This window comes from Micromonospora sp. MH99, assembly GCF_021442385.1.
GTDB lineage: Bacteria > Actinomycetota > Actinomycetes > Mycobacteriales > Micromonosporaceae > Micromonospora.
In genome coordinates, this window is record NZ_MUZA01000013.1 from 87,054 (window position 1) to 108,138 (window position 21,085).

At 72.5% G+C, this 21,085-nt stretch carries 21 protein-coding genes and 1 tRNA gene; 6 read left to right on the plus strand and 16 right to left on the minus strand.

The annotated features are described in order from the left end of the window. Positions 1-87: 87 nt before the first annotated feature. Together B0E54_RS09905 and B0E54_RS09910 are read right to left on the minus strand one after the other, a co-directional pair. Positions 88-1,431, minus strand: coding sequence for a class I SAM-dependent methyltransferase (locus B0E54_RS09905; protein ID WP_234583052.1), 1,344 nt, complete (start codon positions 1,429-1,431; stop codon positions 88-90). Further along, the gene (locus B0E54_RS09910) at positions 1,428-2,825 is read right to left on the minus strand and encodes an FAD-binding oxidoreductase (RefSeq protein WP_234583054.1); all 1,398 of its coding nucleotides are present in this window, start codon (positions 2,823-2,825) and stop codon (positions 1,428-1,430) included. Before B0E54_RS09910 ends, B0E54_RS09905 begins: the two co-directional genes overlap by 4 nt. A gap of 93 nt (positions 2,826-2,918) precedes the next feature. Between B0E54_RS09910 and B0E54_RS09915 the strand changes: the two genes are divergently transcribed. Both B0E54_RS09915 and B0E54_RS09920 read left to right on the plus strand, forming a co-directional pair. Continuing rightward, positions 2,919-3,389 (plus strand): aminoacyl-tRNA deacylase, encoded by a 471-nt coding sequence (locus tag B0E54_RS09915; RefSeq protein WP_234583056.1) that lies wholly within the window; start codon positions 2,919-2,921, stop codon positions 3,387-3,389. Between the two features lie 75 nt (positions 3,390-3,464). Beyond that, complete coding sequence (locus B0E54_RS09920) at positions 3,465-4,175, plus strand: RICIN domain-containing protein (protein ID WP_234583058.1); 711 nt, start codon at positions 3,465-3,467, stop codon at positions 4,173-4,175. Between the two features lies 1 nt (position 4,176). Here the strand turns inward: B0E54_RS09920 and B0E54_RS09925 are convergent, their stop codons facing one another. Continuing rightward, the gene (locus B0E54_RS09925) at positions 4,177-5,481 is read right to left on the minus strand and encodes an MFS transporter (RefSeq protein WP_234583060.1); all 1,305 of its coding nucleotides are present in this window, start codon (positions 5,479-5,481) and stop codon (positions 4,177-4,179) included. Between the two features lie 71 nt (positions 5,482-5,552). On the opposite strand from B0E54_RS09925, the gene B0E54_RS09930 reads away from it, so the two are divergent. After that, the gene (locus tag B0E54_RS09930) at positions 5,553-6,542 is read left to right on the plus strand and encodes a GlxA family transcriptional regulator (RefSeq protein WP_374109258.1); all 990 of its coding nucleotides are present in this window, start codon (positions 5,553-5,555) and stop codon (positions 6,540-6,542) included. A gap of 105 nt (positions 6,543-6,647) precedes the next feature. On the opposite strand, the gene B0E54_RS09935 is transcribed toward B0E54_RS09930, so the two are convergent. The 8 genes from B0E54_RS09935 to B0E54_RS09970 form a co-directional block, all read right to left on the minus strand. Next, a complete protein-coding gene (locus B0E54_RS09935; protein ID WP_234583063.1) occupies positions 6,648-7,112 on the minus strand; it encodes a hypothetical protein in 465 nt (154 codons plus the stop codon). A gap of 113 nt (positions 7,113-7,225) precedes the next feature. After that, a complete protein-coding gene (locus tag B0E54_RS09940; RefSeq protein WP_234583065.1) occupies positions 7,226-9,178 on the minus strand; it encodes a VWA domain-containing protein in 1,953 nt (650 codons plus the stop codon). A 2-nt stretch (positions 9,179-9,180) separates the two neighbouring features. Continuing rightward, positions 9,181-10,632 (minus strand): sigma 54-interacting transcriptional regulator, encoded by a 1,452-nt coding sequence (locus B0E54_RS09945; RefSeq protein WP_234583066.1) that lies wholly within the window; start codon positions 10,630-10,632, stop codon positions 9,181-9,183. A gap of 66 nt (positions 10,633-10,698) precedes the next feature. Then, entirely contained in the window at positions 10,699-11,775 is a 1,077-nt protein-coding gene (locus B0E54_RS09950; protein WP_234583068.1) for a hypothetical protein, read from the minus strand. A gap of 76 nt (positions 11,776-11,851) precedes the next feature. Beyond that, a complete protein-coding gene (locus B0E54_RS09955) occupies positions 11,852-12,502 on the minus strand; it encodes a response regulator transcription factor (protein WP_234583069.1) in 651 nt (216 codons plus the stop codon). Beyond that, positions 12,499-13,743, minus strand: a complete 1,245-nt coding sequence (locus B0E54_RS09960; RefSeq protein ID WP_234583071.1) for a sensor histidine kinase — start codon at positions 13,741-13,743, stop codon at positions 12,499-12,501. The genes B0E54_RS09955 and B0E54_RS09960 overlap by 4 nt, the downstream gene beginning before the upstream one ends. 55 nt (positions 13,744-13,798) lie before the next feature. Beyond that, the gene (locus B0E54_RS09965) at positions 13,799-14,305 is read right to left on the minus strand and encodes a hemerythrin domain-containing protein (RefSeq protein ID WP_234583073.1); all 507 of its coding nucleotides are present in this window, start codon (positions 14,303-14,305) and stop codon (positions 13,799-13,801) included. Then, on the minus strand, positions 14,302-15,282 hold the full coding sequence (locus tag B0E54_RS09970) for an aldo/keto reductase (protein ID WP_234583075.1): 981 nt from the start codon (positions 15,280-15,282) through the stop codon (positions 14,302-14,304). The genes B0E54_RS09965 and B0E54_RS09970 overlap by 4 nt, the downstream gene beginning before the upstream one ends. Before the next feature lie 70 nt (positions 15,283-15,352). On the opposite strand from B0E54_RS09970, the gene mgrA reads away from it, so the two are divergent. Next, positions 15,353-16,348, plus strand: coding sequence for an L-glyceraldehyde 3-phosphate reductase (gene mgrA, locus B0E54_RS09975; RefSeq protein ID WP_234583076.1), 996 nt, complete (start codon positions 15,353-15,355; stop codon positions 16,346-16,348). A gap of 29 nt (positions 16,349-16,377) precedes the next feature. On the opposite strand, the gene B0E54_RS09980 is transcribed toward mgrA, so the two are convergent. Further along, positions 16,378-17,277 carry a lytic polysaccharide monooxygenase gene (locus B0E54_RS09980; protein ID WP_234583077.1) on the minus strand — a complete coding sequence of 300 codons (900 nt, stop codon included), beginning with the start codon at positions 17,275-17,277 and terminating at the stop codon, positions 16,378-16,380. 138 nt (positions 17,278-17,415) lie between these two features. Between B0E54_RS09980 and B0E54_RS09985 the strand changes: the two genes are divergently transcribed. Beyond that, on the plus strand, positions 17,416-17,538 hold the full coding sequence (locus tag B0E54_RS09985) for a 50S ribosomal protein L36 (RefSeq protein ID WP_234583078.1): 123 nt from the start codon (positions 17,416-17,418) through the stop codon (positions 17,536-17,538). 77 nt (positions 17,539-17,615) lie between these two features. Here the strand turns inward: B0E54_RS09985 and B0E54_RS09990 are convergent, their stop codons facing one another. Continuing rightward, positions 17,616-18,278: a hypothetical protein gene (locus B0E54_RS09990; protein WP_234583079.1), complete on the minus strand. Its 663-nt coding sequence runs from the start codon at positions 18,276-18,278 to the stop codon at positions 17,616-17,618. Positions 18,279-18,286: 8 nt separating this feature from the next. Then, a complete protein-coding gene (locus B0E54_RS09995) occupies positions 18,287-18,769 on the minus strand; it encodes an RNA polymerase sigma factor (protein WP_234583080.1) in 483 nt (160 codons plus the stop codon). 241 nt (positions 18,770-19,010) lie between these two features. On the opposite strand from B0E54_RS09995, the gene B0E54_RS10000 reads away from it, so the two are divergent. Next, positions 19,011-20,261, plus strand: a complete 1,251-nt coding sequence (locus B0E54_RS10000) for a hypothetical protein (RefSeq protein WP_234583081.1) — start codon at positions 19,011-19,013, stop codon at positions 20,259-20,261. Between the two features lie 62 nt (positions 20,262-20,323). Here the strand turns inward: B0E54_RS10000 and B0E54_RS10005 are convergent. Both B0E54_RS10005 and B0E54_RS10010 read right to left on the minus strand, forming a co-directional pair. After that, a tRNA-Ala gene (locus B0E54_RS10005) sits at positions 20,324-20,396 on the minus strand. Between the two features lie 86 nt (positions 20,397-20,482). Beyond that, on the minus strand, positions 20,483-21,073 hold the full coding sequence (locus B0E54_RS10010) for a YqgE/AlgH family protein (protein ID WP_234583082.1): 591 nt from the start codon (positions 21,071-21,073) through the stop codon (positions 20,483-20,485). Between the last annotated feature and the right edge of the window lie 12 nt (positions 21,074-21,085).

Genomic DNA, 21,085 nt, shown 5'->3' on the forward strand with positions numbered 1-21,085 from the left:
TTTGTCAATCGCTTCGCGAGAAGCCGCGCCGACTTTCTCGACGCGGCTTCAGGCGACGTTCAGCTTCAGGCGACGTTCAGTAGATGATCAGGGCAACCAGTCGGGTCGCAGCGGGTAGCCGTTCACACCGTCCGGGCCGTTGTGGGTGGCCAGCACCTGGTGCAGCTGGATGCCGTTGCGCTCGAAGGCCATCCGCGAGCCGGCCATGTAGAGGCCCCACACCCGGGCGGTCCCCGCGCCCACCTCAGAGACGCAGAAGTCCCAGTGCTCCACCAGGTTGCGACACCACGCGGCAAGCGTCAGCGCGTAGTGCTGGCGCAGGTTCTCCTCGTGGTGCACCTCCAGCCCGGCGTCGTGCACCTCGCTGATCAACCGACCCGGGCCGGCCAACTCGCCGTCCGGGAAGACGTACCTGTCGATGAACGCGCCCGAGCGGTGGGGCGCCCGGTTGTCGGCCCGCGTGATCGTGTGGTTCAGCAGCCGTCCACCCGTACGCAGCCGCGACCGCAGAGCGCCGAAGTAGGACGGGTAGTTGCGCACACCGATGTGCTCGGTCAGACCGATCGAGGAGATGGCGTCGAACTGCTCCGCCGGGGCGTCCCGGTAGTCCAGGTGCCGCACCTCGGCCAGCTCGCTCAACCCCTCCCGCTCGATCGCCGCCTGCGCCCACTGCGCCTGCGCCTTCGACAGGGTCACCCCGAGCGCCTTCACGCCGTACTCCCGGGCGGCGTGGCGGACCATCCCGCCCCAGCCGCAGCCCACGTCCAGCAGCCGCATGCCCTTCTTCAGCGCCAGCTTGCCGGCGACCAGGTCGTACTTCGCCGCCTGGGCCTGCTCCAGCGTGTCGTCCGGGGACCGGTAGACCGCGCAGGTGTACGTCATCGACGGGCCGAGCACCTTCTCGTAGAAGGCGTTCGAGACGTCGTAGTGGTGCGAGATCGCGGTGCTGTCGCGCACCCGCGAGTGCCGCATCCCGTTCATCACCCGCTTCCAGCGCGGCAGCGCCTCCTGCGGCGGAGCCGGTGGCGGCAGCAGCCGCTCCCAGCCCAGCCCGCGCACGAGCGCCACCCCGTCGGCAACCGACGGCGGGCGCAGCCGCAACTCGTCCTTGAGCACCCGCAGCGCCTCGTACGGGTCACCCGGGTGCACCCCCTGCAACGCCAGGTCACCGCTGACGTACGCCCGGGCCATGCCCAGGTCACCGGGTGCGGTGAGCAGGTACGACAGACCCCGCTCGGAACGGATCGACAGGGTGATGCCCGCGTCGGCCGGGCCGACGGCGCTGCCGTCGTACCCGGTGATCCGCACCGGCAACGGCCCCCCGGTGACCGCGCGGACGACGTCCGCCACGGTCGGACCGGTGCGCCGGCCCCCCGCCGGCGGGGTGGCGGGGACGCTCGCCGCCCCCTGGTCTCGATCGGTCAGGCTCATGCTCGTGCTACCGCCTTCTCGTACAGTCCCGTCAGCCGGTGGTCCGGGTCGTAGCGGTCCTTCACCGCGCGCCAGGTCTCGCCGCCGTAGAGGCGATCGAAGGCGTCCCGGTCGTAGTACGCGTCCGAGTAGAGCGACTTGTGCCCGCCCGACTCCGACACCCTGCGTTCGATCGTGCGGTTGACGTCGCCGTCGGCGGCGCCGGGCGCGATCGGAACGCTCCCCCAGAAACCAATGTTGACGTAGTCCTGCCCCGCGTGGAGTGGATACAGCGGCCACGACCGCGCGGAACCGGGACCTTCCGGCTCGCGCAACCGCAACGGGCAGAGCCACACCGGGGTCATCCCCACGCTGCCCGCGAACCAGCGCAGGAAGTCGGCAGTGCGGTCCAGCGGGATCTCCACGTCCTGCACGACCCGCTCGCGGGCCGGCTGGCCGCGCAGCCGGTCGATCCGGGCCGCCACCTGGTGCCGGTGCTCGAGGCGGACCAGTCGGTGGTAGACGTCGCTGCGCCGATAACGCGCCGGCCAGAGCCTGCGCACGACCGGGTGCTGCGCGCCGAACGCCGCCGAACACCAGAACCAGTCGGTGTCCCAGCGCCACAGATAGTCGTACGCGGTCAGCACGTCCCGCGTACGCCGACGCAGCGACCGGTAGTAGATCGACTGGCCGGTGTAGTCGCTGGGCGGGTCGGCGGCGTCGGTGAACGTGCCCAGGATCAGGTACGCCTCACCGGGGCTGAACATCACGCCGTCCATCACGTCGACCGGCTCGCCGGCCCACGACCGGGTGGCGGTCACCTCGGCGATCGCGTCGGTGAGCGCCTCCAGTTGGGTGAACCGGATGTTGCGCAACGCCACGTACCGGCCGATCGGTTGCAGCTCGATGCGCAGCCGGGTGGCGTACCCCAGGCTGCCCAGCGAGTTGGGGAACGCGGTGAACAGGTCGGCGTGCTCCCCGTCCGGCCGGGCGGTGACGATCTCGCCGGAGCCGGTGAGGATGTCCATCTCGCGTACCGATTCGTGGGGCAGGCCGTTGCGGAACGAGGTCGACTCGATCCCGAGGCCGGTCACCGCCCCGCCCAGGGTGATGGTGCGCAGTTGCGGCACCACCAGGGGCATCAGCCCGTGCGGCAGCGTCGCGTCGACCAGGTCCTCGTACGTGCACATGCCCTGCACGTCGGCGGTCCGGGCGGTCGCGTCCACCGTGAGCACCCGGTTGAGGCCGCTCACGTCGAGGCCCGGGGTCCGGGGTGCGGACCGGGGGCGGAACAGGTTGGAGGTGCGTTTGGCCAGCCGGACAGGCTCGCCCGTGGGCACCGCGGCGTACGACCGCCGCAGCGTGTCCACCGCTTCATCATGGTCAATGGGGTGATCCACACGCTCAGCGCGCATGTGATCACCTTACGCCCGGCCCCCGGAAACGGTGGGATGTCGACGCCCGCTGTTTCCCGTCCGACGCCAGGTTCGACGGTTACCGTGGCGGGCATGCCGTCGCCCGCGATCGCCGCCCTGGACTCCGCCGGACTGCCGTATCGCCTGGTCAGCCACGGTGCGGTAGGCAGCCTCGCGGAGGCCGCCGCAGCCCGTGGCGTGGCGGTCCCGGATGTGGTCAAGACCATTGTCGTCCGCCGTGGCGCCGACGATCACCTGTTCGTGCTGACCCCCGGCGACCGGGTCATCTCCTGGCCGAAGCTGCGCGCCCTGCTCGGTGTGCAGCGCATCTCCATGCCGGACGCGGCGGGCGCCCTGGCCGCCACCGGGTACGAGCGCGGCACGATCACCCCGTTCGGCGCGAGCACCGCGTGGCCGGTGATCGCCGACGAGCGACTGCGCGGCCGGGAGATCACCCTCGGCGCGGGCGAGCGCGGTCTCGCCGTCGCGGTCGACGCCGACGCGGCGATCACCGCCCTCGGCGCGACTGTTGCCGACGTCACCGACCCGCAGCCGACCCGCTGATCCCGCCGGGCCGGCTGCCCCGCCCGGCGTGGCTCGGCTGGCCCCGACCCGCCGGACTGGGCGAGGATGGCCACTATGTCCCTGCCCGAGGAGCGCCCCGATCCCGCCGGCACCGTCTACGGCGGTCGGCGGCGAGCGCGTTCCGGGCCGCTTGCCGACCCGCTGTTGCGGGTGGCGTTGGCGGTCGGGCTGGTGGGCGTACTCCTCGGGGTGGTCTTCGCCACCGGCCTCCTCGACGGCGACGACAAACCGGTGGTACCCGCCACCGTCGCCGCGCAGTCCGGCGCGGCCGAGCCAACCACCCCGGCGGCCGAGCCCAGCCCGACGCCCTCGGTCGAGCCGTCGCCGACCCCGTCGGCCACCCCGGCCGTCCCGACCACCGGGCCCCGCGTGTTGCGCTCGCCCTCCGGGCTCTGCCTCGGGCTCGACGGCGACGGCGAGAAGGCGCAGGCCGAGTTGGCCGCCTGCACCGGCGGCCCGGAGCAGCAGTGGGTCGTCAACCCGACCGGAACGGACACGGTGACGCTTACCAACGCCGCCCACGGACAGTGCCTCGACGTCGAGGGCGGCAGCGGTGACGACGGCGCGAAGTTGCAGCAGTTCCCCTGCCACGGTAAGGCCAACCAGCAGTGGCGGCTGACCCCGACCGGCACCGGTCCGGTGCTGGTCGTCGCCGTGCACAGCGGCAAGTGCGCGCAGGCCGACGACGACGGCGCCGAGGCCGGGGACGAGATCCGGCAGCGGCCCTGCGACGGCCGGCCCGCCCAGCAGTGGACGGTGAGCTGACTCAGCCCCGGAAGCTCCACGCCCGGGGTGCGGTCGCGGCGAGGAGGACGGCCTCCGGCACGGGTCGGCCCGGCCGTCGACGTAGCAGCAACGACAGCCCGGCGGCGCCGATCGACAGGGCACCCGCCACGTACCAGGCCAGCGCGTAGTCGCCGAGCCGGTCGCGGACGAGCCCCGCGCCCGTCGCCGCGAGCGCCGCCCCGAACTGGTGGGCGGCGAACACCCAGCCGAACACGACGGCGCCGGTGCCGCCGAAGTACTCCCGGCACAGCGCGACAGTCGGCGGCACGGTGGCCACCCAGTCCAGGCCGTAGAAGACGATGAACACCAGCATGCTCGGCCGGGCGGCGCCACTGAACAGGCTCGGCAGCACCAGCAGCGACAACCCGCGCAGGGCGTAGTACGCGCCGAGCAGCAACCGACTGTCCACCCGGTCGGTGAGCCAGCCGGAGGCGATCGTGCCGACGATGTCGAAGAGCCCCACCAGCGCGAGCAGCCCGGCCGCCGTGGTCTCGGCCATGCCGTGGTCGTGCGCGGCCGGCACGAAGTGCGTACCGACGAGGCCGTTGGTGGTGGCGCCGCAGATCGCGAACCCGCCGGCCAGCAGCCAGAACGGCCGGGTCCGGGCCGCGGCGGCCAGCGCGCCCAGCGCCCGGGTCGCCGCGCCGCCGGTCGGCGGCGGCGCGGCAACAACCTCGGTCGCGCCGTAGGCGGGCAGGTCGAGATCCGCCGGGTGTTCGCGCAGCAACCACACCACCAGGGGTACGACCGCCAGGGCGGCTCCGGCCACGACGAGCGCCGCCGTGCGCCATCCGTGGTCGCGCACTAGCACGGCGATCAGCGGCAGGAAGATCAGTTGGCCGGCCGCCCCGCCCGCGGTCAGCACGCCGGTCACGAGTCCCCGTCGACGGACGAACCAGCGCCCGGTGACCGTCGCCACGAACGCCAGCGCCATCGAGCCGGTGCCCAGGCCGACGAGGACGCCCCAGCACAGCAGCAACTGCCAGCTCGCGGTCATGAAGACCGTCAGGCCGCTGCCGGCGGCGACCAGCAGCAGCGCCACCGAGACCACCCGGCGGATCCCGAACCGGTCCATCAGCGCGGCGGCGAACGGCGCGGTCAGCCCGTACAGGAGCAGGTTGACCGAGACGGCCGCGGAGATGGTGGCGAGCGGCCAGCCGAACTCCTCGTGCAACGGGTGCAGCAGCACCGACGGGGTGGCGCGGAAGCCGGCCGCGCCGACCAGCGCCACGAAGGCCACGGCGGCGACGAGCCAGGCGGGGTGCAGGCGACGGTTCTTGGTCACGCTGATCAGTCTGAGTCGCGCCCTCGGTGGCGACGAGTGGCCGGAAAGCCATCATGCGCAATAATCGGGCCATGAGCAGTGGCCCGCACCGGATCGCCGTCCTCGCCCTCGACCAGGTCATCGGCCTCGATCTGGGCACCCCGTCCCAGGTCTTCAGCACCGCCCGGGGCGCGGACGACCAGCCCCGCTACGACGTGCGGGTGTGCACCCCGGGTGGGCGGCCGGTCCGCAGCACCGCAGGCTTCCAGGTGCTCGCCGACCACGGGCTGGAGCTGCTCGACACCGCCGACACGGTGATCGTCCCGGGCATCCACGACGGCGCCGCACTGACCTCGGGCGGCATCGAGCCGGAGGTGGCCGAGGCGCTGCGGTCGGCGTACGAGCGGGGCGCCCGGATCATGTCGATCTGCACGGGGGCGTTCGTGCTGGCCGCAGCCGGTCTGCTCGACGGACGTCGGGCCACCACCCACTGGGCGTACGCCGAGCGGTTCCGCCGCCTGTACGACCGGGTGGCCCTCGACCCGGACGTGCTCTTCATCGTCGACGACCGGGTGTTCACCTCGGCCGGAGTGGCCGCCGGCATCGACCTCTGCCTGCACGTCATCCGCCTCGACCACGGCAGCGAGGTCGCCAACCGGGCGGCCCGCCGCTGCGTGATGCCGCCGTGGCGCGACGGTGGGCAGGCGCAGTACATCGAGCAGCCGGTGCCGAAGGCGACGGACACCAGCACGGCGGGCGCCCGGGAGTGGGCGCGGCAGCGGCTGCACGAGCCGATCGCGCTGCGCGACCTGGCCGAGCAGTCGCGGATGAGCGTGCGGACCTTCACCCGGCGCTTCCGCTCGGAGACCGGCCTGAGCCCGGCCCAGTGGCTGCTGCAGCAGCGCACCGACCACGCGCGACTGCTGTTGGAGACGACCGACCTCACCGTCGACCAGATCGCCAGCCGCTGCGGTTTCGGTACGACGGCGGCCCTACGCCAGCAACTCCACCAACGCGTCGGCGTGGCCCCGTCCACCTACCGCCGCACCTTCCACCCTCGCCCCGAGCTGATCAACCCCTGACCCCCACACCCCGCGATCTTGCGCTTTCGGTCGCCGAGATGCCCTTTGTGCACACCGTTGTCGAGACCGAATATGCAAGATCGGCGAGGGCCCTCGGGCTGCGGCTCAGGTACGGAGCAGGTGCAGCTGGGACTGGTGTTTGGGCAGGTGCACGCGGGTGTGCAGGTCGAGGGTGCGGGACCAGGGCAGCGGCTCGTCCACGATGAGGTCGAAGCCCTCGCGCAGGTGCGTCTCGACCGGGGTGTCGGCGGCCAGGCCGAGCTGATCGACCAGCCCGCACAGCCGGTCGCTGGTGTCGTGCAGCAGCGCGGTCAGGCCACGCAGACCACCGTGCTCGGCGGCGAGCGCGTCGAGCTGCGGACGGTGGATGTCCTCTTCCAGCTCGTAGTAGGCGAACGGCGACCCGGCCAGCAGCGCCTCGGTGGCCTGGATCATCAGCTCGTCGTTGGCGACCAGATGCGCGACGATCTGCTCCGCGCTGAGCTGCCCCTCCGGAGCCGGACCAAACGTCGCCCCGTCGATCTCGGCGAACACCCCGTCATAAGCGCGCCGCAAGCCACCAGTCTCCACCACACCCCCACCCCACCCGCCCCACCGCGTCGATCATGGCGTTGTGGTGACCGGTTCACCCGGATGAGCGGCATTTGCCACCCAGGACAACTCCATGATCGACACGGGTCGGTTCAGCGGCGGGACTGGCGGGAGCGGAGGTAGTCGGACACCACGTACTCGCCCAGGTCGTCGGTGTCGGGAGTGAACATGCGACCCCGGCTGCGCCGGGCCACCGCGTCGACGAAGCGGCGCAGACCCGGGTCGTCGCCGAGCATGAACAGGTTGAGAGTGGCGCCGTAGCGGCTCAGCTTGTCCACCTCACGGACGGTCGCCTCGATCGTCTCCGGCAGCGGCGGCCAGTGGAACAGCGCCTCGCCGTCGTCCGGGTCCAGGTGGGCGGTCGGCTCCCCGTCGGTGACCACCAGCACCACCGGCTCGGCGTCCGGATGGCGGCGCAGGTGCCGAGCGGCCAGCCGCAACGCGTGCTGAAGGTTAGTCCCCTGCTCCATGTCGGGCTCCACCGCCGCCAGCTCCTGCTGGGTGAGGGTCATCGCCTCCCGACCGAAGCCCACGATCTGCAACGCGTCCTGCGGGAAACGGGTCTCCATCAGGTGCGCCAACGCCAGCGCCGTCTGCTTCATCGGCCCCCAACGACCCTGCGAGATCATCGAGTACGACAGGTCGACGCAGAGCACCACCGCCGCGGAGGCCCGCTTCTCGGTCTCCACCACCTCGAAGTCGTCCACCGCGAGCTGAAGCGGAACTGTCGGGCCGGCCCGGCGGACCGCCCGGGTCAGCGTGCGGACCACGTCCAACGGCTGCTCGTCGCCGTACTCCCAGGGGCGGGACGCGCCGCTGACCTCGCCGGCGGCGCCCGCCGAGCGCAGGTCGTGCTGGCCCCGCGGCCCGGCGGTCAGTTCGGCGAAGACCCGCCGCAGCGCGGTGCCACCGAGTCGGCGCAACGCCTTCGGGCTCAGCGTGAGCCCGTCCGCGTCCCGACTCACCCAACCCTGCCGGCGTAGCTCCCGCTCCAGATCACGCAGTCGGCGTACGTCGTCGGCGGCGTCCCGGCCCAGCGTCCGGGCCACCGCGTCGACGTCCACGTCGTCCAGCGTGGCTCCGGGGTGTTCCTGGTCGAGCTGGTCCAGCAGGTCGTCCAGCTCGCCAATCTCACCCAGCGCCCCGGCGGCGTCGGCGTAGTCCAGCGGCTGCTCACCCCGGACCCGCTCGCCACGCCCCCACCGCAGATCCGGTCGCAGCGCCCGCAGGTTGGCGTCGAGCGCGGACAGCTCCCCGGCGAGACGGTCGCCGAGTGACTGCCGCATCAGGCCGGCCAGCTCGGCGCGCTGCCGCTCGGAGAGCGAGTTCATCAGCCGCTCACCGGCCGCCGAGCGGCGGGCCAGCACGTCGATCAGCTCGTCGACAGTCTCCGGCTGCTCCGGGAAGAAGTCACCGTGCCGGCGCATGAACTCGGCGAACGCGTCGGTGGTGTCCTCCGCGCGGCCGTGCCGGGCCAGCAGGTCGTTCAGGTCCCGCATCATCTCGGCGAGCCGCTGCTGCGCCGCCGGATCGGCCGACGCGCGCACCGCGTCGCGCAGCCCGGCGAACCGCTGACCGAGGACGTCGTCGCGGAGCTGGTCGAGGATCTGCTGGTACGAGCGGCGGGCGTCCTCGCTGGCCCACTGGTAGCCGGACAGCTCCTCGACCGCCCGCGCAGTCGAGCGGGGCAGGTTGTCCAGCACCGCCTCGGCGAACCGCGCGTCGTCGTCGTCGCGGCCCCGCAGCTCGTCGCGCTCGGCAGCGAGGGCCTGGTCGAGCAGCGCCTGTGCGCGGGTCACCGCACCGTCGAGATCGCCACGGCGCAGCGCCTCGCGGCGCAGCCGTCGCGCCCGGGCGGCCAGGTCGTCGAGCCCGCCACGCCCCAGCGGGCCACGGCGCAGCAGGTCGCGCAGCGCCTCCCGCAGGCTGCCGCCGGCCAGCACCTCGGCGCCGACCGCGTCCACCGCCTCACGCACGTCGTACGGGGGTGCGAGCGGGTCGGGCCCGCCGTTCCACTGCCCGTACCGGAACCGGTTACCGGCCATGGTCAGCCCCGGCCGCCGTAGACGGTGCGCCCCGAGTCGGTCACGTCCTTGCCGAGCCGGCGGGTCAGGTGCAGCCCCTCCAGCACGAACTCGACCGCGGCAGCGGCCTCCTCCGGGGTGGGCGCGTCGCCGAGGCCGAGCCGGTCCAGCACCTTGGCCAGGCCGGGAACGGTGCCCACCTGGCGCAGCAGCTCGGTCGAACCGACCAGCTCGCCGGTCTCGATCGCCGTCCCGTCCTCGACCAGGGCGGTGAACCCGGACAGGTCCAGCCCGGCCAGGTGGGCGCGGAACGTCTCGGCGGTGGCGGTCCGCAGCAGGTGGGCGAGGACCTCGATCTCCCGCCCCTCCTCGCCGCTCTCGAACTCCACCTTGCCGCGCAGCGTGCTGGTCACCGACACCGCGTCGCCGACCCGCGCCACCGCGGCCTCGGACCGACCGTCCGGGTTGGCGGAGGCGGCGAGCAGGCCGGCACGGCGCAACGCGGCGCCGGCGACCGTCTCGGCGGCGGCGATCGCGAACCGGGCGGAGACACCGGAGCGCGGGTCCACCGACGGGGACTCCCGCACGGCGCGGGCGAACCGGGCCAGCACCTCCAGCACGTGCTCCGGCACCTCGGCGACCAGGTCGGCCTCCTGGCGGATCAGCGCCAGCTCCAACTCCAGGTCGACCGGGTAGTGGGTGCGGATCTCGGCGCCGAACCGGTCCTTGAGCGGGGTGATGATCCGGCCCCGGTTGGTGTAGTCCTCCGGGTTGGCGCTGGCCACCAGGAGCAGGTCCAGCGGGAGGCGCAGCTGGTAGCCGCGGACCTGGATGTCCCGCTCCTCCAGCACGTTGAGCAGCGCCACCTGGATGCGCTCGGCCAGGTCGGGCAGTTCGTTGACGGCGAAGATGCCCCGGTTGGTGCGCGGCACCAACCCGAAGTGGATGGTCTCCGGGTCACCGAGGGTGCGTCCCTGGGCGATCCGGATCGGGTCGACGTCACCGATCAGGTCGCCGACGCTGGTGTCCGGGGTGGCGAGCTTCTCGCCGTAGCGCATCGAGCGGTGCAGCCAGCCGATCGGCAGCTCGTCGCCGGCCTCGGCGACCTGGGCGACCGACGCGGGGGTGAGCGGGTGCATCGGGTGCTCGTTGAGGACCGAACCTGCAATGACGGGGGTCCACTCGTCGAGCAGCCCGCCCAGCGCGCGGATCAGTCGGGTCTTGCCCTGGCCGCGCTCGCCGAGCAGCACCATGTCGTGCCCGGCGAGCAGAGCGCGCTCGACCTCGGGAAGGACGCTGTCGTCGTAGCCGACGATGCCCGGGAAACGGGTCTCGCCGGAACGCATCCGGGCGAGGAGGTTGTCGCGGAGTTCCTGCTTGACGGTGCGGTACTGGTGACCGGCCGCGCGCAGCGCGCCGAGCGTGCCGGGCAGGTCGGCCGGTGGAACCGGGATTACCGGGGTAGGCGCAGTCACCCGAGTAACGCTAGCTCACATTCGCGGGGGCGCCCCGGGCATCGGGAGCACCCCCACCGCCCACCCTCAGCCCCGGCCGCAGCGTCCGCAGGCCCCCCGGCGGCGCATGTGGTACGCGTACGCCGCCGCGCCGAGCGCCACGCCCCACAGCGGCCAGAGCAGCATGGGCGCCCCGGTCAGGCTGACCCCGCCGGTGAGCTCCCAGAACCTGGGGTTGCTGAGCAGTCCCAGGCTGGCGGCGGTCACCGCGATGGCGACCAGGGTGGCCGGCACCACGGCCAGCAGCACCGGCACCCGGCGACCGGCGAGCCCGACCATCCAGCGCGGGAACCGCTCGCCCCAAGGCTGGACCAGCCCGAGGGTGAGGATCGCGCCGACGGTGGCGAACGCGCCCAGCCCGAACCCGGCCCAGACCAGCCCGGTGTCCTGCATCTCGGTCAGGAACTCGCGGGAGATGCCGAGCGGGATGCCGGCTGCCCAGGCGAACCGGGTCGACGCGTACGTCAGCGGAATTGCCGCCGCGATGCCGGCGGCCCACCGACCCCAGCGCGCGGCGGCGGTCGGGGTGGTCCAACCCCGGTCGGTGTCGCCGCGCCCGCAGCCGACGCAGGCCCCGGCGGTACGGCGCTGCCAGGTGAGGACCGCCCCGGCCAGCAGCAGCCCGCCGGCGAGCGCGGCGAACCGACCGAACAGCGCCCAGTTGAAGATGTCGGAGTAGTCGACGGGCGGCCAGCCGAACGGCGCTCCCACGATCAGGATCGGCAGGTAGCCGAGGACGATCAGCACCCGGGCGTCCGGGACGACCACGGCGAGTCCGAACGCCACCGCCCAGCCGTAGCCGGCGAGCAGCACCCGCAGCGGGCCGGGCGGGCGGACCGCGGGGCGGCTCATGGCGAGGGCGGCCACCGCGGCGGTGAGCAGGACGCCGGCGAAGAGTGGGGTGGCCACGTCCACGGGCACCAGGCGCAGCAGGTTCACGTCGCCGCCGTGCCTGTCGTTCGCGCCGAACGGGTAGCCGGCGCCGGTGAGCGTGCTGACCAGGGCGAGTACGCCCCACAGGCCGAGCCAACCGGCGGCCAGTGGGGCGAACCGGTCCGGCCAGCGGGAGTCGGAACGGGGTCGGGATGCGGTGATCGTCGTCATGCTCTCAGCCTCGGCCGGCAGCCGGTCGAAACCCTCCCGGCCGGCGGTGAACCCGCTCCCCCGGGTGGGGGACCGATCAGCCGGACGGGGTGACGAAGCCGGACTCGTAGGCGGCGATCACTGCCTGCGTGCGGTCCCGGACGCCCAGCTTGGCCAGCACGTTGCCGACATGCGTCTTGACCGTCTCCACCCCGACCACCAGGTGCGCGGCGATCTCCGGGTTGGACCGGCCGGTGGTCATCAGCCGCAGCACCTCGGCCTCCCGCTCGGTGAGCCGGGCGGCCCGCAGCCGGTCGCCACCCGCCGGCCCGTACGCCCCGACGAGCTGGCGGATCGCGGCCGGGAAGAGCAGCGACTCGCCCGCCGCGACGACCCGGACCGCCTCGATGACCTCCGCCGGCCGGGCCCGTTTGAGCAGGAAGCCGGAGGCGCCGGCGCGCAGCGCCTCGTAGACGTACTCGTCGTTGGCGAACGTGGTGACGACCAGCACCCGGGGCGGGTCGGCGGAGGTGGCCAGCAGGTGCCGGGTGGCCTGGATGCCGTCGATGCCGGGCATCCGCACGTCCATCAGCACCACGTCCGGGCGGTGCCGGGCGACCAGGGGCGGCACCTCGGCGCCGTCGGCGGCCTCGGCGAGCACCCGCAGGTCGGGTTGGGCGTCGATGATGGCCCGCAGCCCGACCCGGATCAACTCGTCGTCGTCGACGATCAGCACGCCCGTGGTCATCGCACGTCCTCGTAGGGCAGGCGGGCCCGGATCAGCCAGCGGTCGCCGTCCGGCCCCACCGTGAGTCGACCGCCGAGCAGCAGCACCCGTTCCCGCATGCCGTCCAGGCCCCGACCGGACCGCCCCGTGTCGGCCCGGTCGGGGCTGCTCATCGTGTTGACCAGTTCCAGCTCCAGCGCGTCCGGCCGCAGGTCCAGGCGCAGGGTCACCGGCCCGTGGCCGTAGCGGACGGCGTTGGTCAGTCCTTCCTGGACGATCCGGTAGCCCTCCCGGGAGACGATCGCGGGCAGTCGCGCCGGGTCGCCGACGCGCTGCGCGTGCACGGTCAGCCCGGCCGCGCGGGTGTCGGCGACCAGCCGGTCCAGGTCGGCGAGGGTATGTTGCGGTGCCGCCGAGGGCCGGTCGCCGCCGTTCTCGCGGAGCAGCCCGAGCACGTGGTCCAGCTCGTCCATCGCGGTCCGCCCGGCCTCCTCGATGGCGGTGAGCGCCCGCCGGACGAACTCCGGATCGCTGTCGAGCACCTCGCGGGCCGCGCCGGCCTGGAGGGTGGCCACGGTCAGCGCGTGACCTACCGAGTCGTGCAGTTCCCGGGCCAGCCGGTTGCGTTCGGCCAGTCGGGTGGCCCGCGCCTCCAGCGCGGCGATCCGCTCGGCTTGCGCGGGGCCGAGCAGCACCGGCGCCATCGAGACGGCGAGCGCGCCGAGCCCGGCGACGGCGTAGCCGAGGCCGACCAGCAGGGCCACCCCGGTCAGCGTCAGAGCGCCGCTGTCCCGTCCGTCCAGCGGCCCGAACCGCTCCTGGCTGGTCAGTTCGGCGCCCACACCGAACTGCTGGGCGATGAACGCCAGCGCCATCGGCAGGGCGCTGAACAGCGCGATCATCACCAGCGCGCCGATGATGAGGTGCGTGGCGATCCAGAGCGCGCTGCGCAGGCGGCTCTCCCGGTCGCCGCGGTGCCCCGGCGCGGGGTCGGGCAGGTCGACGCCGAGCAACGCCCGCACGGCGGCGATCTCCAGGGCCCGGCTGCCGTCCAGCAGCAGCGGCACCACGGCGATCAACGCCGCGATCAGCAGGAGGGCGTACACCAGCGGGCGGGGGATCGTCGAGTCGGTGAGCAGTTGCGCGAAGGTCACCGCGAGGACCCCGTACGGCAGCGCCAGCACACCACCGAGCAGCAGGAACACGCCGCGTCGCCAGGTGCTGCCGGCCACCAGCGGGGCCAGTGCCGCGCGGAAGGTCATGCGGTCATTCTGCTGCCGTCACCCCGGGGTGCGACTCCCCCGCACCGGGGAGATCTCAGCGGTGGTCGGCGACGTACCCCTGCGGGTCCTTGTCGCGGAACGGCAGGTCGCGGCCGTTCTTGTGCTCGCCGTAGAAGGCCAGCCAGCGCTGGCCCAGCTCGGCGCGCAGTTCGAAGCTGGCGTGCCGGCGGAAGTCGGGCAGCGCCTCGTCCTCCTCCTCGGCGAGGTGCTCGCTGTTCTCCCGGCGGGCCGTACCGACGGCCTCCCACCACTTTTTCGAGCCGACCGGGTGCAGCTTGGACTCGGCGATGGCGTCCCGGATCTTGTTGTGGTCGCCGATCGCGTCGGCGGTCTCGTCCTCGCCGTCGTCACCGTGCTTGACCAGGTGCGGGTAGAGGATCGCCTCCTCCGCCTCGGCGTGGATGTCCAGGTGCAGGGCGAGCGCCTCCCAGATGGCCAGCAGCTCCTGCTCGTCGCGGGCGTCGTCCAGGCGGGCGAAGCCGCGCCGGAAGGTGGCGTGGTCGTCCAGGATCAGTGCGGTGATGTCGTCCACTGTGCTCATTTCTCCGTCGGGCCGGCGATCCGGTTACGCAGCATCCGGGGCAGCGCGGCGAGCCCGGTGACCGGGCGGAACCGTTTGGCGGCCTCGGCCAGCGCCGCGTACTCGTCGTCGGCGAGGTCGAGGTCGGCCGCCGCGGCGTTGCGTTCCATCTGCTCCACGCTTGACGCACCGGGAATGGCCAGCACGTTGGGGTGGCGCAGCAGGTACGCCAGCGCGATCTGGCTGGGTGTGGCGTCGTGTGCCTCGGCGACCTGGCGCAGCGTGTCGATCAGGACGGCGCCCCGCTCCAGGTTCTCCGGCAGGAAGTACGGGTTGGCGCGGCGGACCGCGCCGGTCGGCGGGTTCTTCGCGTCGTAGCGGCCGGACAGGAAGCCCTGCGCCAGCGGGCTGTACGCGATGACGACCCGGCCGGTCTGGCGCGCGTACGGCAGCAGGTCCTGTTCGGGTGCGCGGTCCAGCATGCTGTAGCGGACCTGGTTGCTGAGCACCCGCCGGCCGAGTGCGGCCTCGGCGACCTGCCAGCGGCGCAGCCCGTAGTTGCTGACCCCGACCTCACCGACCAGCCCGACGTCCTGCAGGGCCCGCATGCCGCGCATTGTGGTGTGGTCGGCGACCAGCGGGTGGGGCTGGTGCACCTGGTAAAGGTCGATGCTGGTGACGCCGAGGCGGGCCGCCGAGGCGACCGCCCGCTGCTGCACCACCGCGGCCACCGGCAGCACGGGGAAGATCTTGCTGGCGACCACGACCTTGGGCCGGTCGTCGCCGAGCGCCGCGCCGAGGATCCGCTCGCTGCGCCCGAAGCCGTAGATCTCCGCGGTGTCGAAGACTGTCACGCCCAGCTCGACGGCCCGCCGGACGATCTGCGCGGCCCGCTGCTCGAAGTCGGGGCCGTAGCCCCACTCGCGGGAGCCGAACTGCCAGGTGCCGAGGCCGATCTTGGAGAGCGGTTTGGGGGTGTCGAGGGCGATGAACCGCATGGCCTCGAAACTACCCCGTTGTCCCGGTTTCCACGCCCGATCCCGTGCACCACGGCCCGCGGCTAGGCTCATGATCGTGACTTACCTCGCCCCGGATGACCGCTACGACACCATGACCTACCGGCGCAGCGGACGCAGTGGCCTGCGGCTGCCCGTCGTCTCCCTCGGGCTCTGGCACAACTTCGGCCCGGACCGTCCGTTCGACAGGCAGCGCGACATCGTCCGCCGTGCCTTCGACCTGGGCGTCACCCACTTCGACCTGGCCAACAACTACGGTCCGCCGCCCGGTTCGGCGGAGGAGAACTTCGGTCGGATGCTCGCCACCGACCTCAAGCCGTACCGGGACGAGCTGGTCATCTCCAGCAAGGCCGGCTACCTGATGTGGCCCGGCCCGTACGGCGAGTGGGGCTCGCGCAAGAACCTGATCTCGTCGCTGGACCAGTCGCTGGGCCGGATGGGCCTGGACTACGTCGACATCTTCTACTCGCACCGCTTCGACCCGGACACCCCGCTCGAGGAGACGATGGGCGCGTTGGACGCGATCGTCCGCTCCGGCAAGGCGCTGTACGTGGGCATCTCGAACTACAACTCGGAGCAGACCACGCGGGCCGCCGCGATCCTGCGCGAGCTGGGCACGCCGCTGCTGATCAACCAGCCGTCGTACTCGATGCTCAACCGTTGGACCGAGTCCGACGGCCTGCTCGACACGTTGGAGCAGGTCGGGGCCGGCTGCATCGCGTACAGCCCGCTGGCTCAGGGTCTGCTGACCGACCGCTACCTGGGTGGCATCCCGGCCGACTCGCGGGTGCGCACCAGCGTCTTTCTCAACGAGAGCGACCTCAGCGACGAGAAGATGGCCACCATCCGGGGGCTCGGCACGGTCGCCGAGCGACGTGGTCAGTCCCTCGCGCAGCTCGCGCTGGCCTGGGCGCTGCGCGACCCGCGGATGACCAGCCTCATCATCGGTGCGAGCAGCGTCGAGCAGTTGGAGACCAACATCGCCGCAGTGGACAACCTCGACTTCACCACCGAGGAGCTGGCCGAGATCGACCGGCTGCTGGGCTGACCGCCGCCGGGTCGAGCGGGCGGGCCGGGTCACCAGATCCGGCGCCGCCCGGCCCGGTGGTTGCGGACCTCGCACTGCCGTCCCACCGGCGCGGCCGCGCCGCGTCGCCGGCGGCCCAGACCGACCAGCACCAGGACCAGCACGACTGCGGCGCCGGCCAGCACCGGCCACCGCGCGCCCAGGTCGGTCACTGACGCCACCGGCACGCCCGGGTCGGCCGCCGCCGCCACCGCCGCCGCGTCGGTGGCGGCCGGCTGACTCGCGGCGGTACGCGCAGCAGCCGGGGCCGCCTTCGTCGCGCCGCTTCGCGCCGTGCGGAACACGACGTCCGAGCAGGAGTAGTAGGTGTCCGGGGTGTTCGAGTTCTGCCAGATCGTGTAGATCAGGTGTCGGCCGCTGCGGTCCGCCGGCAGCCGGCCCGCCAACTGGTACGCCCCACCCCGCACCGGCGGGTCGGTCCGGGTCAGAAATGGCCGTGACTCCAGATCCGACCAGGTCAGCGGCTTACGGGGGTCGTAGTCGGACTTGGTGACGTAGAGCCGGAAGGTGCCCCGGTGCTCGATGGTCGTCCGGTAGCGGAAGGTGAACGCCGCGCCCGTGGTCACCTCGGTGCTCGGCCAGTCGGTGCGGGGCAGGTCCAGTCCCCGGTACGCGGACAGCCCGCCGCTGCACAGCTCACCGTCCGGGATCCGTTCCCGGTCCCGACCGTTGACGGCCGCGACGCGTACGTTGTCCCATTCCCGTACGGCCGCGCCCGCCGCCACCGCCGCCCGGCAGGCCGCACTGGCGGCGTGCCGGCCCTCCGGCCCGCAGGCCGCCGCCCGGCTGATCGGGTCGGTGGGGGCGCCGTGCGCCCAGGCGGGCGCCGCGCCCAGCGGTGCGGCCGCCACGGCGACCAGCACGGCGGCGAGCACTCGACGCACGCTCATGGATTGACCTCCCGCGCAGTGGTACGGACGCGGGACGCCAAAGGTTCGACCGCTCGGGGCCCGGGAATCGCCCGGCGGGCCTCGGCGTTTCGATAGGCGGAACGGTTCAGGCCAGACCCCCAGGCCGAGGAGGCAGACATGAAGGTACGTAGCTCGTTGCGTGCGCTGAAGCAGAAGCCGGGTTCGGTGGTGGTGCGTCGTCGCGGCCGGGTGGTCGTGGTGAACCGCACGAACCCGCAGTGGAAGAGCCGTCAGGGCTGATAACACACTTATCGGATATACCTCCGCCGGGGCGGATGCGGCACGATGCCGCATCCGCCCCGGCGCTGTTTCGGGACTCAGTCCACGAGGGAGCGGCAGTTCATCGGGGCGTCCTTGGGCACCAGAGCCCAGGCCACCTTCTCGTAGCCCGCGCCCTTGTGCACCGGGAAGACGCTGAAGTGCAGGATGCTGCCCTTCGGCATCTTCGACGGCGCGATCACCCACTCCGAGTCACCGAACACGCCGTCCTCGTTGGCCCCGGGGATCCGGTCGAACGTCAGGACCTCCTTGATCTGGGGCAGTTCCGCACCCTTGGGCGTGCACAGGAGATCCGCCTTGACGACGGACGGAACGCCCGCGTCGGCAAGCGCCTTCTCCAGCGCATCGGGATTGATCACCTGCTTGGACCGCAGGCGCAGCTGCACCGAGCCGTCCGCCTTCTTGACCACCGAGAACGCCGCCGGTTCCATGGCCGGCGCCGTGACGGCGTCACCCGCCGAGGCCGTGGTGCCGCCGGCAGCGGTGCTGCCGGCCGTCGACGAGCCGGAACTGCCGAAGCCCAACGGCACAGCCAGCGCGATGGCGGCCAGGGCGGCGAGCCCGCCGCCGGCGGCCACACCGAGCACGCCACGGTTACGCCGGCGTGCGTGGCCCCGCGCCTCGATCGCCTCGACCGGACGGTCCATCCGCACGCCGGAGAGAGTTTTCCTCATCGCGTTGAGCACCTCATCCTCGTTCATTTCGAGTCCTAACTGGTCACGGGCACGAATTGCGCCCGCAGGGCCGCTGTGGCGCGAGACAGGTGGACCGCTACGGTCCGCGGTGAGATGCCCAGTTCGTGGGCCACGGTGTTGGTGTCCAGGTCAAGCCAGACCCGCAAAACGATCACCTCGCGTTGCCGCTTCGGTAGCTGGCGAATGGCGCTCAGCATCGCCTGGTCGACGTCGTGAACGTCGTCATCCGGCCGGGGCAGGTCGTGGCCGTCGAAGGCGACCTCGCGCCGACGACGCCGCCACCAGGAAACCCGGACGTTGAGGGCGGTGCGCACCACCCACGCCGTTGGTGCCGGATGCCGACTCACCTTCCGCCAGGATGCCCAGGCCCGCGCGAACGCCTCGGCGACCAGGTCCTCCGCCAACGCACGATCACCCGTACTGGCCAGTACGGCACGCAGGCAGTTGTCCCGGCAGCGCTGGTAGAAGTCCGCGAAGTCCTTCCGTTCTTGCTCCACACCTGGCACACGCATGAGCACGGTGATTCATTTACCGCAGCCGGAAAAAGATTTGCACGGCACCCCTCGACGGGCCCCGGTGGTCGTGATGGCCGCAGGCCCCGCACACCGCGGCCCGACCGGCGAGCGGTATGGCCCGGTCGATGCGATCATGCCCTGGACTGAGCATGTTCATCGATTGCAGGGGGCGACGGTGCACGGAAAAGACAGGTCAGCGACCCGACGGCGTACGCGCAGGTTCGTGGCCGGCGCGGTGGGCGCGTTGGCGGTGCTGGCCACCGTTCCGGCACCCGCGCGGGCCGCCAGTTGGACCCCGGTCCGGGTGGTGTCCGAGGCCGGCTGGAGCGGGCAGGACCAACCCTTCGTGGCGGTCGACCGCGACGGTGACTCGCTGCTCGCCTGGGCGGGTTGCGACAGCAGCGCGAGCGGCTGCTACGACCAGGTCAAGACGCAGACCGTCTCCGCCGACGGCGTGTGGGGCCCGATCCAGACCCTCTCGCCGCGCGGCGCCGTGGCGTCCTGGCCCAAGATCGCCTCCGACGACGACGGCGACTCCGCAGTGGTGTGGACGCAGGACAGCCTCGTGGTGGGCCGCCGGGTGTCCGCGGCGGGCGAACCGGGTCCGTTGCAGACGATCGCGACCTGGAGCGCGACCAGTCCGGCTGTCGCGGTGGACCCCACGGGTCAGGCGCTGGTCACCTGGACGGAGATCCGCGACGGCGGGTTCATCACGAAGGCTCGCTACTTCGCCGCGGACAGCTCCCTCGGGCCGGAGCTGACCCTCGGCGTGGGCGCCGACCAGCCCGTCGTGGCCATGGACCGCACCGGAACGGCCCTGGTCGCCTGGACCGAGAACTACGAGCGGGTGGTCGCGCGGCGGGTCCGCCCGGAGGGTGTGTCCGCCCCGCGCGCGATCGCCGGGGCGGGCACCGACATCCGGTACGGCAGCGTCTCGGTCGCCCTGGACCGCGACGGGGACGCCGTGATCAGTTACCGGTGGTCGAAGGCGGGTGCGCCTCCTCGCCTGCGGGTGCGCCACTACAGCCACACCGACACGCTGGGCAGCGTCATCAGCGTGTCGCCGGCCACCCACGAGCTGACCCTGCACGACGAACTGGCCGCCGACCTGGACGGCGACGCGGTGCTGACCTGGGGCCGCTGGACCCCGGAGGGCACCCAGGTGTTCGGTCGCACGATCTCCAGCACCGGCGCCCTGGGCGCGGTGACCAGGCTCGGTGTCGGCGACTGGCCGAAGGTCGCCCTGGACGACGACGGGGACGGCCTGGTCACGTGGAACTCGCCCAGCCCGGACTTCTCGACCACACGGGTACAGGCCAGGACGATCGGGCCGGACGGCGCGTTCGGCGCGGCCGAGATCCTCTCCCCGGACGGGCGCTTCGCGCAGCCCGCGTCCAGTCCGACGGGCCGCTTCTCGGTGATCTGGCAGAAGAGCACCTACGAGTACGACATCCGGGTGCGCTTCAGCCAGTAGACGAGTCGGCACAGCAGAACGCCCTGGCGGGGAATGATCCCCGCCAGGGCGTTTCGCAAGGGTGGAGCCGAGGGGACTCGAACCCCTGACCCCCACACTGCCAGTGTGGTGCGCTACCAGCTGCGCCACGGCCCCTTGCTGTCGTCCCGGTCGCCCGGGCACTGGGAAACTATACACAGACCGGCCGGCATGGTCATCTCGCGGGGTCCCGCCCGGCCGGGTCAGTTGAGGGCCACGTCCGGCGGGAAGTGGGCGACGGCGGCCATCATGCCGCCCTGCCGGCGCAGCACCATCGGCCACAGGTCGTCGGGGCGGTCGACGAAGGCATCGCCGGGCAGAGCGTCCAGCAGGAACCAGGACCCGTCGGCGATCTCCTGCTCCAACTGCCCGCTGCCCCAGCCGGAGTAGCCGGCGAAGACCCGGATGCCGCCGATGCTCTCGCGCAGCTTCTCCGGGTCGACCGAGAGGTCGATCGTGCCGACCGCGCCGGAGACCTGGTGAAAGCCCTTGAGCCGGCGCAGCGGTTGCCGCATCCGGGCCAGGCAGATCGCCGAGTCGGGCTGCACCGGGCCGCCCTCGAAGAGCACCGCGGGGTGGCGGGCCAGGTCACTCCAGTCACCCAGCACCTCGGCGACCGGCACCTCGGTCGCCCGGTTCAGGACCACGCCGAGCGCGCCACCCGGCTCGTGGGCGACCAGCAGCACCACCGTACGGTCGAAGTTCGGGTCTTTGAGCGCCGGAGTCGCGACCAGCAGCCGCCCGGTCATCGACTCCATCGCTCGTCCGCCGATCGCCTGGCCCTCTCCCTGCATCTCACCTACCCG

Coding starts and splice junctions, on each gene's coding strand:
- B0E54_RS09905 (WP_234583052.1), bottom strand. CDS start 1,431: ATGAGCCTGACCGATCGAGACCAGGGGGCGGCGAGCGTCCCCGCCACC.
- B0E54_RS09910 (WP_234583054.1), bottom strand. CDS start 2,825: ATGCGCGCTGAGCGTGTGGATCACCCCATTGACCATGATGAAGCGGTG.
- B0E54_RS09915 (WP_234583056.1), top strand. CDS start 2,919: ATGCCGTCGCCCGCGATCGCCGCCCTGGACTCCGCCGGACTGCCGTAT.
- B0E54_RS09920 (WP_234583058.1), top strand. CDS start 3,465: ATGTCCCTGCCCGAGGAGCGCCCCGATCCCGCCGGCACCGTCTACGGC.
- B0E54_RS09930 (WP_374109258.1), top strand. CDS start 5,553: ATGAGCAGTGGCCCGCACCGGATCGCCGTCCTCGCCCTCGACCAGGTC.
- B0E54_RS09940 (WP_234583065.1), bottom strand. CDS start 9,178: ATGGCCGGTAACCGGTTCCGGTACGGGCAGTGGAACGGCGGGCCCGAC.
- B0E54_RS09950 (WP_234583068.1), bottom strand. CDS start 11,775: ATGACGACGATCACCGCATCCCGACCCCGTTCCGACTCCCGCTGGCCG.
- B0E54_RS09955 (WP_234583069.1), bottom strand. CDS start 12,502: ATGACCACGGGCGTGCTGATCGTCGACGACGACGAGTTGATCCGGGTC.
- B0E54_RS09960 (WP_234583071.1), bottom strand. CDS start 13,743: ATGACCTTCCGCGCGGCACTGGCCCCGCTGGTGGCCGGCAGCACCTGG.
- B0E54_RS09965 (WP_234583073.1), bottom strand. CDS start 14,305: ATGAGCACAGTGGACGACATCACCGCACTGATCCTGGACGACCACGCC.
- B0E54_RS09970 (WP_234583075.1), bottom strand. CDS start 15,282: ATGCGGTTCATCGCCCTCGACACCCCCAAACCGCTCTCCAAGATCGGC.
- mgrA (WP_234583076.1), top strand. CDS start 15,353: ATGATCGTGACTTACCTCGCCCCGGATGACCGCTACGACACCATGACC.
- B0E54_RS09980 (WP_234583077.1), bottom strand. CDS start 17,277: ATGAGCGTGCGTCGAGTGCTCGCCGCCGTGCTGGTCGCCGTGGCGGCC.
- B0E54_RS09985 (WP_234583078.1), top strand. CDS start 17,416: ATGAAGGTACGTAGCTCGTTGCGTGCGCTGAAGCAGAAGCCGGGTTCG.
- B0E54_RS09990 (WP_234583079.1), bottom strand. CDS start 18,278: ATGAACGAGGATGAGGTGCTCAACGCGATGAGGAAAACTCTCTCCGGC.
- B0E54_RS10010 (WP_234583082.1), bottom strand. CDS start 21,073: ATGCAGGGAGAGGGCCAGGCGATCGGCGGACGAGCGATGGAGTCGATG.